Annotated in this window: 14 protein-coding genes; 9 read left to right on the plus strand and 5 right to left on the minus strand. The window is 71.8% G+C overall.

Features of this window, described 5'->3' with window-relative positions; genetic code table 11:
* Positions 1–41 precede the first annotated feature (41 nt).
* From L0984_RS00985 to L0984_RS01000, 4 genes are all read left to right on the plus strand, one after another.
* Positions 42–1,142: an FAD-dependent oxidoreductase gene (locus tag L0984_RS00985; RefSeq protein WP_234191921.1), complete on the plus strand. Its 1,101-nt coding sequence runs from the start codon at positions 42–44 to the stop codon at positions 1,140–1,142.
* A complete protein-coding gene (gene thiS / locus L0984_RS00990; protein ID WP_370645865.1) occupies positions 1,139–1,339 on the plus strand; it encodes a sulfur carrier protein ThiS in 201 nt (66 codons plus the stop codon). The genes L0984_RS00985 and thiS overlap by 4 nt, the downstream gene beginning before the upstream one ends.
* Positions 1,340–1,465: 126 nt before the next feature.
* Positions 1,466–2,287 carry a thiazole synthase gene (locus L0984_RS00995; RefSeq protein WP_234191922.1) on the plus strand — a complete coding sequence of 274 codons (822 nt, stop codon included), beginning with the start codon at positions 1,466–1,468 and terminating at the stop codon, positions 2,285–2,287.
* A gap of 70 nt (positions 2,288–2,357) precedes the next feature.
* Positions 2,358–3,275 (plus strand): thiamine phosphate synthase, encoded by a 918-nt coding sequence (locus L0984_RS01000; RefSeq protein ID WP_234191923.1) that lies wholly within the window; start codon positions 2,358–2,360, stop codon positions 3,273–3,275.
* 68 nt (positions 3,276–3,343) lie between these two features.
* On the opposite strand, the gene L0984_RS01005 is transcribed toward L0984_RS01000, so the two are convergent.
* The 4 genes from L0984_RS01005 to L0984_RS01020 all read right to left on the minus strand — a co-directional run bounded on the left by L0984_RS01005 (position 3,344) and on the right by L0984_RS01020 (position 8,356).
* Positions 3,344–4,075 carry a DUF2076 family protein gene (locus tag L0984_RS01005; protein WP_234191924.1) on the minus strand — a complete coding sequence of 244 codons (732 nt, stop codon included), beginning with the start codon at positions 4,073–4,075 and terminating at the stop codon, positions 3,344–3,346.
* Positions 4,076–4,208: 133 nt separating this feature from the next.
* Positions 4,209–6,161 carry a sigma-54-dependent Fis family transcriptional regulator gene (locus L0984_RS01010; RefSeq protein WP_234191925.1) on the minus strand — a complete coding sequence of 651 codons (1,953 nt, stop codon included), beginning with the start codon at positions 6,159–6,161 and terminating at the stop codon, positions 4,209–4,211.
* Between the two features lie 352 nt (positions 6,162–6,513).
* Positions 6,514–7,356, minus strand: a complete 843-nt coding sequence (locus L0984_RS01015) for an NAD-dependent protein deacetylase (protein ID WP_234191926.1) — start codon at positions 7,354–7,356, stop codon at positions 6,514–6,516.
* A 166-nt stretch (positions 7,357–7,522) separates the two neighbouring features.
* Positions 7,523–8,356: a DODA-type extradiol aromatic ring-opening family dioxygenase gene (locus tag L0984_RS01020; protein ID WP_234191927.1), complete on the minus strand. Its 834-nt coding sequence runs from the start codon at positions 8,354–8,356 to the stop codon at positions 7,523–7,525.
* Positions 8,357–8,460: 104 nt separating this feature from the next.
* Here L0984_RS01020 and L0984_RS01025 point away from each other — a divergent pair, with 104 nt between their 5' ends.
* The 5 genes from L0984_RS01025 to argG all read left to right on the plus strand — a co-directional run bounded on the left by L0984_RS01025 (position 8,461) and on the right by argG (position 14,282).
* Complete coding sequence (locus tag L0984_RS01025) at positions 8,461–9,354, plus strand: LysR family transcriptional regulator (RefSeq protein ID WP_234191928.1); 894 nt, start codon at positions 8,461–8,463, stop codon at positions 9,352–9,354.
* A 499-nt stretch (positions 9,355–9,853) separates the two neighbouring features.
* Positions 9,854–11,761, plus strand: coding sequence for an ABC transporter ATP-binding protein (locus L0984_RS01030; protein WP_234191929.1), 1,908 nt, complete (start codon positions 9,854–9,856; stop codon positions 11,759–11,761).
* A gap of 78 nt (positions 11,762–11,839) precedes the next feature.
* Complete coding sequence (gene queE, locus L0984_RS01035) at positions 11,840–12,475, plus strand: 7-carboxy-7-deazaguanine synthase (RefSeq protein WP_234191930.1); 636 nt, start codon at positions 11,840–11,842, stop codon at positions 12,473–12,475.
* A gap of 14 nt (positions 12,476–12,489) precedes the next feature.
* Positions 12,490–12,858, plus strand: a complete 369-nt coding sequence (locus L0984_RS01040) for a 6-carboxytetrahydropterin synthase (RefSeq protein ID WP_234192749.1) — start codon at positions 12,490–12,492, stop codon at positions 12,856–12,858.
* A gap of 83 nt (positions 12,859–12,941) precedes the next feature.
* Positions 12,942–14,282, plus strand: coding sequence for an argininosuccinate synthase (argG, locus tag L0984_RS01045; RefSeq protein WP_234191931.1), 1,341 nt, complete (start codon positions 12,942–12,944; stop codon positions 14,280–14,282).
* A gap of 103 nt (positions 14,283–14,385) precedes the next feature.
* Here argG and L0984_RS01050 read toward each other — a convergent pair whose 3' ends face one another.
* Positions 14,386–15,081: a response regulator transcription factor gene (locus L0984_RS01050; protein ID WP_234191932.1), complete on the minus strand. Its 696-nt coding sequence runs from the start codon at positions 15,079–15,081 to the stop codon at positions 14,386–14,388.
* Positions 15,082–15,097 lie beyond the last annotated feature (16 nt).

The following is a 15,097-nucleotide window of genomic DNA, read 5'->3' on the forward strand; positions in this document are numbered from 1 at the left end:
GGGGCGGAAATTATGCGTGCAGCAGTGAACGAGGCGGTTCGATGACGGACACCACGATGGACTTCGACAAGGCCTGGGTACTGGGCGGCGGCCTGATGGGCCGGCTGATGGCACTCAGCCTCGCCCGCGCCGGTTGCGCGGTGGAACTGCACGAGGCCCAGGGCCCCGACGCCCAGGGCGCCGCTGCGCGCGTGGCGGCGGCCATGCTGGCGCCGTTGGCCGAGTCGGCCGTGGCGCCGCTGTCGGTGGTGCGCATGGGCGAATACGCGCTCGGCCGCTGGCCGCAGTTGCTGGCCGGACTGCCAGCACCGGTGTTCTTCCAACAGGCCGGCACGCTGGTCGTCTGGCACCGGCAGGACGCCGCGGACGCCGGCCGCCTGGGCCGCACCCTGGTCCACAACCAGGCGCAGCAGCCCTCGCTGGCGGCGCCGCAGTCGCTGGACGCAACGGCCCTGGCCGAGGCCGAGCCCGCCCTGGCCGGCCGCTTCATGCAGGGCCTGCTGCTGCCCGGCGAAGGCCAGCTCGACAACCGCCAGCTGCTTGCCGCGCTGCAGCAGGCGCTGGAGGCGCATCCCCAGGTGCGCTTGCACTGGCACAGTGCCCGCAACCCGCAGGACCTCTCCCCCGGCCCGCGCGAGCGCGTGATCGACTGCCGCGGCCTGGGTGCGCATGCGCAGTGGCCGGCCGTGCGCGGCGTGCGCGGCGAGGTGGCGCGCATCCATGCGCCCGAAGTGACGCTGCAGCGGCCGACGCGGCTGGTGCATCCGCGCTATCCCATCTACATCGCGCCCAAGCAGGACCACCTGTTCGTGATCGGCGCGACCGAGATCGAATCGGACGACATGTCGCCGCCCAGCGTGCGCTCGGTGCTGGAGCTGCTGTCGGCCGCCTACACCGTGCACAGCGGCTTTGCCGAGGCGCGCATCGTCGAGATCGCCGCCCAGTGCCGCCCCACCCTGCCCGACAACCTGCCGGCACTGCGCTGGCTGGGCGAACGGGTGCTGCAGATCAACGGGCTCTACCGCCACGGCTTCATGATCGCGCCGGCCATGCTCGACGCCGCGATGCAGAGCCTGCAGCACCGCGAATCGCCGCTGGCCGACCAGTTGCAGATCGGCATCGAACACCTTCCCGCCCGATGATGAACATCCTGCTCAACGGCGAGCCGCGCGAGCTGCCTTCCGGCGCCACGCTGGCCGACGCCATCGCTTTGCTCGACCCCGCCCCGCCCTTCGCGGCCGCCGTCAACCGCGACTTCGTGCCCCGCTCGGCCTATGCCGGGCGCGCCCTGCAGGCCGGCGACGAGGTCGAGGTGATCCGCCCCGTCACCGGGGGTTGAGATGCTGACCACGCCTGCGCCCTGCCCCCTCTCCCCGGCCCTCTCCCGCGAGGGGAGAGGGAGCAATGCCGCTTCGCTGGACGACTGGCTCGACGGCGCTGCGGCCATCGACGAAAGGACACGCCCATGACCACCCCCGATTCCACCGACGCGCTGGTGCTCTACGGCCAGCGCTTTGAGAGCCGCCTCCTGCTGGGCACCGCCCGCTATCCCTCGCCCGACGTGCTCGAGGCCGCCGTGCAGCGTGCCCGGCCAGCCATGCTCACCGCCTCGCTGCGCCGCCAGAGCGCGGCGCCCGGCGGCGCCAAGGCCGACAACGGCTTCTGGGAATTGCTGCGCCGCCTGGACGTGCCGGTGCTGCCCAACACCGCCGGCTGCCACAGCGTGCAGGAGGCCATCGCCACCGCCCACATGGCGCGTGAGCTGTTCGAGACGCCCTGGATCAAGCTGGAGCTGATCGGCGACGACTACACCCTGCAGCCCGACACGCTGCAGCTGGTGGGCGCGGCCGAGCGGCTGATCAAGGACGGCTTCCAGGTGCTGCCCTACTGCACCGAGGACCTGGTGCTGTGCCAGCGCCTGGTCGATGTCGGCTGCCAGGCCGTGATGCCCTGGGCCGCGCCCATCGGCACCGGCCGCGGACCGGTCAACCCCTATGCCATGCAGGTGCTGCGCGAGCGGCTCACGGTGCCCATGCTGGTCGACGCCGGCCTGGGCCTGCCCTCGCATGCCTGCCAGGTGCTGGAATGGGGCTACGACGGCGTGCTGCTGAACACGGCCGTGGCCCTGGCGCAGGACCCGGTGGCGATGGCCGGCGCCTTCGCCGATGCGGTCGCCGCGGGGCGCGCGGCCTTCCGGGCAGGTGCCATGAGCGCGCAGGACGCGGCCCAACCCAGCACGCCCGTCCTGGGCACACCGTTCTGGCACCACGCCCAGAACGGCGGCTGAGCCTGCTGCGGCGGTGCCTGCCGACGCGCGCCGCCGCCGCGCCCCCGCCAATAAGAACACGGAGCCATCCATGAACGCCCAAGAGATCCAGACCGCCATCCTCTCCGCCCACGGTGGCCGCTTCGATGGACACCCACCGGTGGCGGTCGGCCCTTTCCACGACGAAGACCCGGTCTACCGGGGCGCCAAGGCCGCCTGCGCGGCGCTGGGCTTCATCGAGGTGGACGCCGAATGCCTGGGCCGTGCCTGGCAGGCGATGACGAAACGCCTGGGCCGCTTCGACGCCAGCGCCTGGCCCGATGCGCCGGCCGACTTCGGACTGCGCGACTTTCCGCCCCAGTCCCGCGGCGATGCCTTCGCGCCCTGCCCCGTGGCGCTGGGCCTGTACGCCGTGCTGCCCGACGCCGAATGGGTCGGCCGTGCGGCGCGGGCCGGCATTCCGACGGTGCAACTGCGCTTCAAGTCCGACGACGCGGCCGCCGTCGCCCGCGAGATCGACGCCGCCATCGCCGCCGTCCGGGGCACCGACGCCCTGCTCTTCATCAACGACCACTGGCGGCAGGCCATCGCGGCCGGCGCCTACGGCGTGCACCTGGGCCAGGAAGACCTGGACGCGCTGACGGCGGATGAGGTCCAGGAACTGCGCGCCTCCGGCCTGCGGCTGGGCGTCAGCACCCATGGCTATGCCGAGATGGTGCGGGCCGACGCCGTGAGCCCCAGCTACCTCGCGCTGGGCGCCGTGTTCCCGACCACGCTCAAGAAGATGGCGACCGCGCCGCAGGGCCTGGCCCGCCTGCACGACTACGCGCGTTTGATGCGCGGCTATCCGCTGGTCGCCATCGGCGGCATCGACGCCGAACGGCTGCCGCAGGCGCTGGCCAGCGGCGTGGGCAGCATCGCGGTGGTGCGGGCCTTCGTCGGGGCGGACGATCCGGAGGCTGCGGCGCGCATGCTGATGGCCCGGATGCACGAAGCGCCCCAGGCCTGAGCCTGGAGCGCTTCCATCAGCCGCCCAAAAGCGACCTGGCGCAGCCCCGCCACCGCGGGCTGCCGGCCTCAGACGATCTGGTCGTCGTCGAAAGAACCGCCGTCGAAGCCCGACCAGTCGCCGCCGGCGTCATCGGCCAGTTGCCGCGTGTCTCCACCGCCGCCGCTGCCATCCTCGTAGAAGTTCTGGGTGACGTTCTCGATCACCTCCGGCGTGCCGACGTTGCCGCCGCCCAGGCCCAGGAAGCCACCGCCGCCTGCGCCGCTGCGGCCGCCGAGCAGGTGCTCGATGCCGTTGAACAGGAACATGCCGCCTGCCACCCCGGCCGCGGCGCTGGCGGCCTGGCCCAGGAAGCTCGGGCCGCTGCTCGGGGCCGGCGCTGCCGCGGGAGCGGGCGCGGCGCCGAAGAGGCGTTCGCGCCATCCGGGTGCCGCAGCGGGTGCAACGGCCGGCGCACCGGGGGCATAGCCCGAGGGCGCGCCGCGGTAGGCGGGCCGGCCCGGGTTGTAGGCATCCGGATCGGCCGTGTCGCGCCCGAAGCCGGGCTCCAGACCGCGCTGCAGGAAGGCGGCGCCGCCCGGGTCGGCCGGCGCGGCGGCGCGTTGCGCCAACTGGCGCTGGGCGTCCTGCAGCGCATGTTCCAGCAGCAGCGTGCGCTGGGTCAGCAGGTACAGCGCATCGGGCTGGCCAGCCAGGCGTTCGCGGATCAGCGCATCGGCCTGGGGGTCCTTCTGCACGCCGTGCACCGCGGCCAGGCGCTGCAGCAGGTCCTCGAGCATGGACAGTTCTTGGGGTGTCATGGTTCGGTCGTCCTTCCTCGGCCCAGCATGGGCCTTGCGTGGATGGGACTCCAACACGCCACGGCACGTTCCCGGCCGACGGGCCGGCTTAAGGCCGGCCTAAGCGAGTCCTTCCCGCCGCGCCGGTGATCGCTCAGCCCTGCCGCCGCAGCCGCCGGTAGACGGCGTTGCGCGACAGGCCCAGCGCCCGGGCCACGGCCGACACGTTGCCGCCATGGGTGGCCATCGCTTGCTCCAGCGCCGCCCGTTCGAGCGCCTCCAGCGTGGCCGTGGACGGCGCGGGCCGGTTGGGCGACGCCACGGAGCCGCCGCCCCCGTCGGCCGCATGGGCCTGCAGGTCGTCCATGAAGTCCTCGGGCAGGTGCTCCGGCAGGATCTGCGCCTCGCCGCGCGCCATCAGCGCCGCGGTGCGCAGCACGCTGGCCAGCTGGCGCAGGTTGCCCGGCCAGGCATGGTGGCGCAGCAGCGCCAGGGTCTGCGGCGCCAGCGGGGGTGCGTCGGCCAGGCCGGCCTCGGACTGCTGGGTCTGCAGAAGCCGCTGCACCACCACGGCCAGGTCGCTGCGCTCGCGCAGCGGCGGCAGGCGGGCGACCAGACCATTGAGCCGCCAGTAGAGGTCGTCGCGGAAGCGCCCCTCGGCCATCATGGTGCGCAGGTTGCGGTGGGTGGCGCAGACCACGGCCACGTCCACCGGCACCTGCCGGCCGCTGCCCAGGGGCGCCACGCTGCGCTCCTGCAGCACGCGCAGCAGCCGGGCCTGCATCGCCAGCGGCATGTCGCCGATCTCGTCGAGGAAGAGCGTGCCGCCGTTCGCCTGGAGGATGCGGCCCGGGTTGCCCTTGCGCCGCGCGCCGGTGAAGGCGCCTTCCTCGTAGCCGAACAGCTCGGACTCGATCAGCGTCTCGGGGATGGCGGCGCAGTTGACGGCCACGAAGGGCCCGTTGCGCCGCGGTGAATCGTGGTGGATGGCGCGGGCCAGCCATTCCTTGCCGGTGCCGGTCTCGCCCAGGATGAGCACCGGCACGTCCTGCCCCAGCACCTTGCCCACGCGGGCCAGCACCTGCGCCAGTTGGGCGTCGCCCGTGTCCAGGTAGCGCAGGCCCGAGAAGCGCGGACCACCGGATTCGCGGCCTCGCTCGGCCACCGGCGTGGCCGGGGGCGCTTCGGGCGGCATGGCCAGGCTGGCGGTCCGGGGCTGCCACTCCACCCGCGCCGACACTGCCACGCCCCCGGGCAGGTGCAGGCGCATCAGCGCGGCCGGGCCCTGGCGGGCCTGCGCCAGGGCCTGGGACACGGGCAGACCGAAGAGCGAGCCGAAGGTGTGGGCCTCCAGCGCCGCCGTCGACAGACCCAACTGGAACTGCGCGCTGCGGTTGGCGGCCAGGAAGCGACCATCCGGCGTGAACGCGGCCAGGCCTTCCATGAGCGTGCCCAGGAATTCCGGCCGGGCATGGAAGCGCAGGCGCAGCGCGTCTTCGTAGACCTGGTCGAACAGGTGGTTCTCGACCATCTGCGAGGACATGCGCACCAGCGCCAGGGTGTGGGCGCTGCGGGTGCGCTCGTCGCCGCTGACGTCCAGCGCGCCCAGCACCTGCCCGCGCGGATCGAGGATGGGCGCGCAGGAGCAGGTGAGGAAGTGATTGGCCTGCAGGTAGTGCTGGCTGCCGTTGACCTGCACCGCCTGCTGCAGCGCCAGCGCCGTGCCGATGGCATTGGTGCCGCGGCAGCGCTCGGACCAGGCCGCGCCCGGCTTGAGCGCCACGCGGTCGGCCCGCCCCAGGAAATCGTCGTCGCCCAGCGCATGCAGGATCACGCCGTCGGCGTCGGTGAGCAGCACCAGGCTCTGGGTGCCGGCGATCTGGGCGTAGAGCGTCTCCATCACCGGCCGGGCGTGGTCGAAGAGCAACGCGTTGCGGCCCATGGCCTCGGCCAGATCGGCGGCGGCCAGCGGCGGCAGGTCGGCGCGTTCGTGGGAGCGCAGGCCGAAGTCGGCGCTGCGGGCGTGCGAGGCCAGGATGGCATCGGGCGCCGCCAGCGGCAGTCCGGCACCGGCCGCCGGCGTGGGGCGAAACATGGCGTTGGGCATGGCGTGTTGTCTCCTGCCCGGCGGCTGGCGTGGCCGCGCGGTTGGGGTGTCTTTTAGCACCCTTGGCTGTTGCGAAGCTTGCGCCGGCGCATGGAAGCGCGCCGGGGATGACCGACTTTTCGTCACTGCAGGCCTGGACGGACGTCGCCCGGAAGCAAGCCCCGTACGGAACGCCCGCGAATCCGCGCCCTCACAAGGTGTGAATGAATCCGGCGTGGCCGAGCGGGCTGCCAAAACGCGGCCAATCAAGGCGCAAAGCGCAGCCATAGCTCGGGCTATGGCGAGCATTTGCAACGCAGAGTGGGCGTGTTTTGGCAGAACGAGCGGGCATGTCGGGTTCGTTCACACCTTGTCAGGCCGCGCGAACGTCCGGTGGCACCAGCAGCCCGGCCAGCCGCTCCAGCGTTGGTCCGATCGGCGCCTCGACCTTCAGCGACAGCAGGCCGTCCGCCCGCGTCCGGCCGAGGTTGAGCGCCGCCACCGGCAGGGCGCGCTCCGCTGCCCGCTGCACGAAGCGGAAGCCCGAATACACCATTAGCGAGGAGCCGACGACCAGCACGCCGTCGGCCGCCTCCAGCGCCGAATACGCCGCATCGACGCGGGGGCGCGGCACGCTTTCGCCGAAGAACACCACGTCGGGCTTGAGCAACCCGCCGCAGACGGGACAGGTCGGGATGTCGAAGCCCGAGAAGTCGCGCAGTTCCAGGTCGGCGTCGCCGTCGGGCGCGGCCCGGGCGTCCAGCGCGGCCCAGTCGGGGTTGAGGCGCAGCAGCTCGGCCTGGAAGTCGGCGCGCGGTAGGCGGTGCTCGCAGGCCATGCAGCGCACGGTGTCGATGCGGCCATGCAGGTCGATGACGTTGCGGCTGCCGGCCGCCTGGTGCAGGCCGTCGACGTTCTGAGTCAGCAGCATTGCGATGCGGCCCTGCGACTCCAGCGCGGCCAGGGCATGGTGCGCCGGCCCCGGCTGCGCCTGCCCCATGGTGCGCCAGCCGATCATGCTGCGCGCCCAGTAGCGCTTGCGGGTGGCCTCCTCGCCCATGAAGGCCTGGAAGGTGACCGGTGGCGGCCGCTTCCAGTTGCCCTGCGCGTCCCGGTAATCCGGAATGCCGGACTCGGTGCTGACACCCGCACCGGTCAGCACGAAGAGGCGCGGATGGCGCTCGGCAAAGGCCAGGAGGTCGGTGTCGGTGGTCATCGGCGCGGGAGCATAGCGGCGGCGCCGATGTCGCGCCGGCGCGTTGCTCCCTCTCCCCTCGTGGGAGAGGGTTGGGGAGAGGAGGCGGCGGTGGGTCGGGTGCAGCGCTCCTTGCGGGCGGCCCCCTCTCCCCAACCCCTCTCCCGCGGGGGGAGAGGGGCTTTGCTTACTGCGCGCCGGGGGCGTCGCCGAAGCGGTAGCTCGAGACGGTCAGGCCGCCCATGAAGCCGTTCTCGTAGTACACGCGGTGCGCCGCCTCCTGCTCGGCGGCGCCGACGGCCACCATCAGCGGGATCAGGTGTTCCTCGCGCGGATGCGCGATGCGGGCGGCGGGCGCCGATTCCCAGCCGATCAGGCGCTGGGCGCGGGCGGCCGGGTCGCCCTGCGCCAGCGTCTGGCCCAGCCAGTCGTCGAAGGCGCGCGACGGGGCCTGCGCCTGGGGGCCGAAGGCGCGCAGGTTGTGGTAGCTCAGCCCGCTGCCGACGATGACCACGTCCTCGTCGCGCAGCGGCGCCAGCGCGCGGCCCAGCGCCAGGTGCTCGGCCGGGTCCAGGCCCTGGCGCAGCGAGAGCTGGATCACCGGCACGTCCGCGTCCGGGTAGATGGCCTTCATCGGCGAGAACATGCCGTGGTCGTAGCCGCGTTCGGCGTCGATGCCCGCGGGCAGGCCGGCCGCCTCGATCAGGGCCTGCACGCGCTGGGCCAGCGCCGGGTCGCCGGGGGCGTCGTAGCGCACCTGGTAGGTGTGGGCCGGAAAGCCGCCGTAGTCGTAGACCATGGACGGATGCGGATTGGCCTGCACCGTGAAGCGCGGGCGCTCCCAGTGGGCCGAAACCATCACGATGGCGCGCGGCTTGCGGCCGATCTGCCGCGGCATGTCGGCCAGCGCGGCCTCCAGGCGGGCATAGGTGTCGCCCATCTCCGCCTTCATCCAGGGCCAGGGGCCGCCCCCGTGGGAGATGAAGTAGGTCGGCAGACGCGGGCTGTTGATCGTGCTCATGGTGAAGGGCTCCTGAATCGTGTTGGGATCGACTTTAGACCTTTCGTGGGCCGCAATCGATGGCCGCACAATCAAGGTTCAGTTTCATTCCACGCAATCAAGACATGGACCGCCTCACCAGCCTGCGCCTGTTCCGGGAGGTCGTCGAATCGGGCAGCTTCGCCCGCGCGGCCGAGGCCATGGGCCTTTCGGCGCCCATGGCCAGCCGGCACATCGCCCAGCTGGAACGCAGCCTCGGCGCGCGGCTGCTGCACCGCTCCAGCCGGCACCTCAGCCTGACCGACGCCGGCCGCAGCTGGTACGAGCAGAGCAGCCGCGCCCTCGACCTGCTCGACAGCGCCGAGGCCGCGCTGGTGGCCGATGCCGACGCCACGCCGCGCGGGCGCCTGAAGGTGAGCGCGCCGGTGTGGTTCGCCACCCCGCGCATGGCCCGGCTGTTGGCGGACTACCACGCGCAGTGTCCCGAGGTGCTGGTGGACCTGCACCTGGCCAACCGGCGGATGGACCTGGTCGCGGACGGCTTCGACCTGGCGCTGCGCGCCACGCAGGAGCCGGCCGCCGCCCTGATCGCGCGGCCGTTGTGCACGGTGGACTTCCACATCGTGGCCGCACCCGCCTACCTGGCAACCCGGGGCGCGCCTGCAAAGCCCGAGGACCTGGCAGGACTGGGCGCCATCGTGCCCAGCTACGTGCAGCTCGAAGGCCGGGTGCTGCGCGCCGCGGACGGGCGGCAGGCCATGCTTCGGCTGACGCCCGTGATGCGCTCGGACGACACCCACCTCACCCGCCACGCCGTGCATGCCGGCCTGGGCATCGCCTACCTGCCGGCCTGGCTGGTGGACGAGGACCTGGCCGAGGGGCGACTGGTGGAGCTGCTGCCCGAATGGCGCACACCGGCCACGACGCTCTTCGCCGTGTATGCGAGCCGGCAGCACAGGGCACCGGCGCTGCGCAGCTTCATCGACTTCCTCGCCGCCGCGCTCGGGCCGGTTGCCTGAACCGCGCCGGGCGGTCCGCCTTCAGCGCCGCCGCCATGGCCGACACGCTGACCGCCGACAGCGCCGCCGCTGAAGCGCACACGTCCTACAGGCCTGCCCCGGCGCCCGGCGCAACTTGCAGTCGTGCCAGGTCGAGCACCCCGCGGGAAAACGGGATCGGCGACACAGGCGCAGTCGTCCGTGCATTGCGAAGGGGATGCCCACCGCGAAGCCAGCAGGCCTGCCGATCCTGACGCCATTCCCCGCGGACGATCGCCGGCACACGAGGGGCGCCCTGCAGGGGCGCCCCTTCTTTTTGGCCGATTCCGTTCAGGCGGGCCGAAGCGCGGTGCAGGGCTTCGACAGGCTCAGCCCAAACGGCCGGGAGGCATCACGGCCCGGATGGCCGGGTGCGCCACTGCACTTCGCAGGCCGTCGCGCGCCGTCCGCAAATCCCTGCTCGTCGTGCCGTCGCTGCACCGCCGGTACAGTGCCGGGCCTCGTCCAGGAGACACCACGCTTGCTCTTCCGCTTCTTCGAAAAACTGCTCCAGCCCTATCCGCCCAACGAGCCTTCGCTGCCGCCCAAGGGCTTCTTCGCCTTCCTCTGGTTCACCACCGAAGGCGTGCGCGGCAAGGTGGCCGCGCTGGCCTTCCTCACGGCCATCATGTCGGCCTTCGAGGCACTGCTCTTCGGCATGCTGGGCCGGCTGGTGGACTGGCTGTCGGGCATCTCACCCGCACAGCTGTGGTCCGAGCGCGGCGGCGCCCTCACCTGGCTGGCCGTCGCCCTGGCGGCCAGCGTGCTGGTGGTGGCGCTGCAGACCATCGTCAAGCACCAGGTGCTGGCCATCAACCTGCCGATGCGGCTGCGCTGGAACTTCCACCGGCTGATGCTGGGCCAGAGCATGTCCTTCTACCAGGACGAGTTCGCCGGCCGCATCACCACCAAGGTGATGCAGACCGCGCTGGCGGTGCGCGACACGCTGTTCGTGATGGCCGACGTGCTGGTGACCATGGCCACCTACGTCGCCACCATCGTGGTGCTGGCCGGCGTGTTCGCGGGTGGACTGATCTGGCCCTTCGTCGTCTGGCTGGTGCTGTACCTGCTGGCCATGGCGTACTTCGTGCCGCGGCTGGGCCGCATCGGCAAGGCGCAGGCGGATGCGCGCTCGGCCATGGTGGGGCGCATCACCGACGCCTACACCAACATCGCGACCGTCAAGCTCTTCTCCCACACCCGGCGCGAGGCGCAGTTCGCCCGCGCTGCCATGCAGGACTTCGTCAAGACCGGCTACACGCAGATGCGGCTGGTGAGCGCCTTCGAGATCGTCAACCACGCCCTGTCGATGCTGCTGGTGGGCGGCATGGCCGGTGTGGGCCTGTGGATGTGGAGCCGCGGCGCCGTGGGCGTGGGCGCCGTGGCCGCCGCCACCGCCATGGCCCTGCGGCTGCAGGGCATGTCGCACTGGATCATGTGGGAGACCACCAGCCTGTTCGAGGCCATCGGCACCGTGCAGGACGGCATCAACACCCTGAGCCGGCAGCGCACCGTGGTGGATGCGGCGGATGCCAGGCCGCTGGTGGTCGAGCGCGGCGAAGTGCGCTTCGAGGACGTGAAGTTCAGTTACCGCCCGCCCCTGCTGCCCGGCGCGACGGCCCCCGCCGTGCAGGGCCGTACGGTGATCGACGGCCTGAACCTCACCGTGCGGCCGGGCGAGAAGATCGGCCTGGTCGGCCGCTCCGGCGCGGGCAAGTCCACGCTGGTGAACCTGCTGCTGCGCTTCCATGACCTGGAAGGCGGCCGTGTGCTGATCGACGGGCAGGACATCGCCCACGTGACGCAGGATTCCCTGCGCGCCCACATCGGCATGGTCACGCAGGACACCAGCCTGCTGCATCGCTCGCTGTTCGACAACATCGCCTACGGCCGGCCTGACGCCACCGAAGCCGAGGTGCGTGCCGCCGCCGAGCGGGCCGAGGCCTCCAACTTCGTCGACACGCTCACCGACCCGCAGGGCCGCCACGGCCTGGCGGCGCACGTGGGCGAGCGCGGCGTCAAGCTCAGCGGCGGGCAGCGCCAGCGCATCGCCATCGCGCGGGTGATGCTCAAGAACGCGCCCATCCTGTTGCTGGACGAGGCCACCAGCGCCCTCGATTCCGAGGTGGAAGCCGCCATCCAGCAGAGCCTGAACCGGTTGATGGAAGGCAAGACGGTGATCGCCATCGCCCACCGCCTGTCGACCATCGCGGCCATGGACCGGCTGATCGTGCTCGATGCCGGCCGCGTGGTGGAGGAAGGCTCGCACCGCGAGCTGCTGGCCCGCGGCGGCCTCTATGCGCGCCTGTGGGCACACCAGAGCGGCGGCTTCCTGGGCGAGGATTTCGGCGACGAGGCCGAGGCGACGGCGGAAGCCGCGGCGCGCTGAGGCGCGGCCTGCGCCGGGGCCGCCCGCCCGACGCGGCTCGCCTGCGACAATCGCCGGCTTTTTTCGCCGCGCCGCGCCATGGCCTACGCCGTCAAGGAAATCTTCTACACCCTCCAGGGCGAGGGCGCCCAGGCCGGGCGCCCGGCCGTCTTCTGCCGCTTCGCGGGCTGCAACCTGTGGTCCGGCCGCGAGGAGGACCGCGCCAGCGCCCAATGCCGTTTCTGCGACACCGACTTCGTGGGCACCGACGGCACGCTCGGCGGCAAGTTCGCGACGGCCGGGCTTCTGGCCGATCAGGTCGCCGCCTGCTGGCCCGCGCCGGCGCACGATCACCGCTTCGTCGTGCTGACCGGCGGCGAGCCGCTGCTGCAGGTGGACGATGCCCTGGTGGCCGCCCTGCATGCGCGCGGCTTCGCCATCGCCATCGAAACCAACGGCACCCTGCCCGCCCCCAAAGGCATCGACTGGATCTGCGTTAGCCCCAAGGCCGGCAACGCGCTGGTGCAGCGCCATGGGGACGAACTCAAGCTGGTGTGGCCGCAGGCCGGCATCGACCTGGCCGAGATGGAGGCGCTGGAATTCGGCCGGCGCTACCTGCAGCCGCTGGACGACCCGCAGCGCGCCGCCCACACCCGCGAATGCATCGACGTCTGCCTGCAGCGCCCGCAATGGCGCTTGAGCACGCAGACGCACAAGGTGATCGGCATCCGGTGAGCACGGCCATGGCTTTGGAATTCGAGCTGTCGCAGCGCTTCTTCTTCGACGCCGCCCACACGCTGCGGCGCGTGCACGACACCGCCAGCAGCCTGCGCGTGCACGGCCACACCTACCACGCCGAGGTGAGCGTGCAGGGCCCGCGCGACGCCGCCACCGGCATGGTGGTCGACCTGGCCGTGCTGCGCGCCGAGATCGAGACGCTGCGCGGCACGCTCGACCACCACCTGCTCGACGAAGTCCCCGGCCTGGGCACCCCCACGCTGGAGAACCTCTGCGCCTACATCGCCACCGCGCTGCGCGAGCGCGAGTTGCCCGTGTCGGCCGTGCGCGTGTGGCGCGAGGCCGGCGGCGACAGCTGCCGGCTCGTGCTGCCGCGCTGACGCCGCGGGCGCCGCCCTATGGTCCAATCGCGGGTTCGCGGCCCGCGCCGCAACCGATACGACGACGCTTCCTTCCGACGCACATGAGCACCATCCTGCAATCCCTCCCCACCGGCCAGAAGGTCGGCATCGCCTTCTCCGGCGGCCTGGACACCAGCGCCGCCCTGCTGTGGATGAAGAAGAAGGGCGCCCAGCCCTATGCGTACACCGCTAACCTGGGCCAGCCCGACGAGCCCGACTACGACGAGATCCCGCGCAAGGCCCTGGCCTACGGCGCCGAGAAGGCCCGCCTGGTGGACTGCCGCCAGCAGCTGGTGGCCGAGGGCATCGCGGCCCTGCAGGCCAACGCCTTCCACATCTCCACCGGCGGCGTGACCTACTTCAACACCACCCCGCTGGGCCGCGCCGTGACCGGCACCATGCTGGTGGCCGCCATGAAGGAAGACGACGTCAACATCTGGGGCGACGGCTCGACCTTCAAGGGCAACGACATCGAGCGCTTCTACCGCTACGGGCTGCTGACCAACCCGGGCCTGAAGATCTACAAGCCCTGGCTGGACCAGACCTTCATCGACGAGCTGGGCGGCCGCAAGGAGATGAGCGAGTTCCTGATCGCCAACGGCTTCGACTACAAGATGTCGGTCGAGAAGGCCTACAGCACCGACTCCAACATGCTGGGCGCCACGCACGAGGCCAAGGACCTGGAGCTGCTGTCCAGCGGCATCCGCATCGTGAACCCGATCATGGGCGTGGCCTTCTGGAAGCCCGAGGTCGAGGTCAAGGCCGAAGAGGTGCGCGTGCGCTTCGAGGAAGGCCGGCCGGTCGCCCTCAACGGCAAGACCTACGACGACCTGGTCGCCCTGATGGAAGAGGCCAACCGCATCGGCGGCCGCCACGGCCTGGGCATGAGCGACCAGATCGAGAACCGCATCATCGAGGCCAAGAGCCGCGGCATCTACGAGGCCCCCGGCATGGCGCTGCTGCACATCGCCTACGAGCGGCTGGTGACCGGCATCCACAACGAGGACACCATCGAGCAGTACCGCGTCAACGGCCTCAAGCTGGGCCGCCTGCTCTACCAGGGCCGCTGGTTCGACCCGCAGGCCATCATGCTGCGCGAGACCGCCCAGCGCTGGGTGGCCCGCGCCATCACCGGCGAGGTGACGCTGGAGCTGCGCCGCGGCAACGACTACTCGCTCCTGAACACCGAGTCGCCCAACCTGACCTACGCGCCCGAGCGCCTGTCGATGGAGAAGGTGGAAGACGCGCCCTTCTCCCCCGCCGACCGCATCGGCCAGCTGACCATGCGCAACCTCGACATCGTCGATACCCGCGCCAAGCTGGCCACCTACGTGCAGGCCGGCCTGCTGGCCAAGCCCGAGGGCACCGAGCTGCCGCAGATCAAGGACGACAGCAAGCGCTGATCGGCGGACGGGGCTTTTTAGGCGGCCCCATCAAGACGAAAGCGGCCTCGTGGGGCCGCTTTTTTCATGGATGCGCCACAGGCGCCGGTGCCGCTCAGGGCGCTCAGGCGGCGTCGGCCTCCAGCCGGTAGCCGATGCCGCGCAGGGTGCGCACGCCGACGCCGCTGTCCACCAGCCGCTTGCGCAGGCGGGAGACGAAGGCCTCCAGCGCGTTGTCGCTGAGCGGGCCGTCGGCATCCTCGGCCAGCTTGCGGGCCAGCTCGCGCTTGGCCAGGACCTGGCCGGGCGGGCTCATCAGGGCCCAGAGCAGGCCGAACTCGCGCGCCGGCAGATCGAGCGGTTCGCCATCGATGCGAAAGCGCCGGGCGCGCCGGTCCAGTTGCAGGCGGCCGACGGCCACCACGTCCTTGGCACCTTCGGCACGGCGGACCAAGGCCCGCAGCCGCGCCTCCAGCTCACCCGGATCGAAGGGCTTGCCCAGGTAGTCGTCGGCCCCGGAATCCAGGCCGATCACGCGCTCGTCGGTGCGGTTGCGGGCCGTGAGCACCATGACGGGCGTGCGGTCGCCGCGGGCCCGGGCGCGGCGCAGGGCCAGCAGGCCACTGCCCAGGCCACTGTCGGGGCGGGTGTTCTCGGGCAGGTTCAGGTCGAGCAGCACGGCGTCGAAACCGCCGTTGGACCACTGCGCATCGGCTTCCTCGACCGTGGCGGCCAGGGCCACCGCGTGGCCTGTGTCGCCCAGGCTGCGGCACATCACGCCACTGAGCACGGCATCGTCTTCGACCAGCAGGATTCGCATGGCGAGCGAGGCTATC

Source organism: Pseudacidovorax sp. NFM-22 (assembly GCF_021401245.1).
In the GTDB taxonomy this organism is placed as follows: Bacteria; Pseudomonadota; Gammaproteobacteria; order Burkholderiales; family Burkholderiaceae_C; genus Xenophilus.

Coding starts and splice junctions, on each gene's coding strand:
- L0984_RS01005 (WP_234191924.1), bottom strand. CDS start 4,075: ATGACACCCCAAGAACTGTCCATGCTCGAGGACCTGCTGCAGCGCCTG.
- queE (WP_234191930.1), top strand. CDS start 11,840: ATGGCCTACGCCGTCAAGGAAATCTTCTACACCCTCCAGGGCGAGGGC.
- L0984_RS01000 (WP_234191923.1), top strand. CDS start 2,358: ATGAACGCCCAAGAGATCCAGACCGCCATCCTCTCCGCCCACGGTGGC.
- L0984_RS01025 (WP_234191928.1), top strand. CDS start 8,461: ATGGACCGCCTCACCAGCCTGCGCCTGTTCCGGGAGGTCGTCGAATCG.
- L0984_RS00985 (WP_234191921.1), top strand. CDS start 42: ATGACGGACACCACGATGGACTTCGACAAGGCCTGGGTACTGGGCGGC.
- L0984_RS01015 (WP_234191926.1), bottom strand. CDS start 7,356: ATGACCACCGACACCGACCTCCTGGCCTTTGCCGAGCGCCATCCGCGC.
- L0984_RS00995 (WP_234191922.1), top strand. CDS start 1,466: ATGACCACCCCCGATTCCACCGACGCGCTGGTGCTCTACGGCCAGCGC.
- L0984_RS01010 (WP_234191925.1), bottom strand. CDS start 6,161: ATGCCCAACGCCATGTTTCGCCCCACGCCGGCGGCCGGTGCCGGACTG.
- L0984_RS01050 (WP_234191932.1), bottom strand. CDS start 15,081: ATGCGAATCCTGCTGGTCGAAGACGATGCCGTGCTCAGTGGCGTGATG.
- thiS (WP_370645865.1), top strand. CDS start 1,139: ATGATGAACATCCTGCTCAACGGCGAGCCGCGCGAGCTGCCTTCCGGC.
- L0984_RS01020 (WP_234191927.1), bottom strand. CDS start 8,356: ATGAGCACGATCAACAGCCCGCGTCTGCCGACCTACTTCATCTCCCAC.
- argG (WP_234191931.1), top strand. CDS start 12,942: ATGAGCACCATCCTGCAATCCCTCCCCACCGGCCAGAAGGTCGGCATC.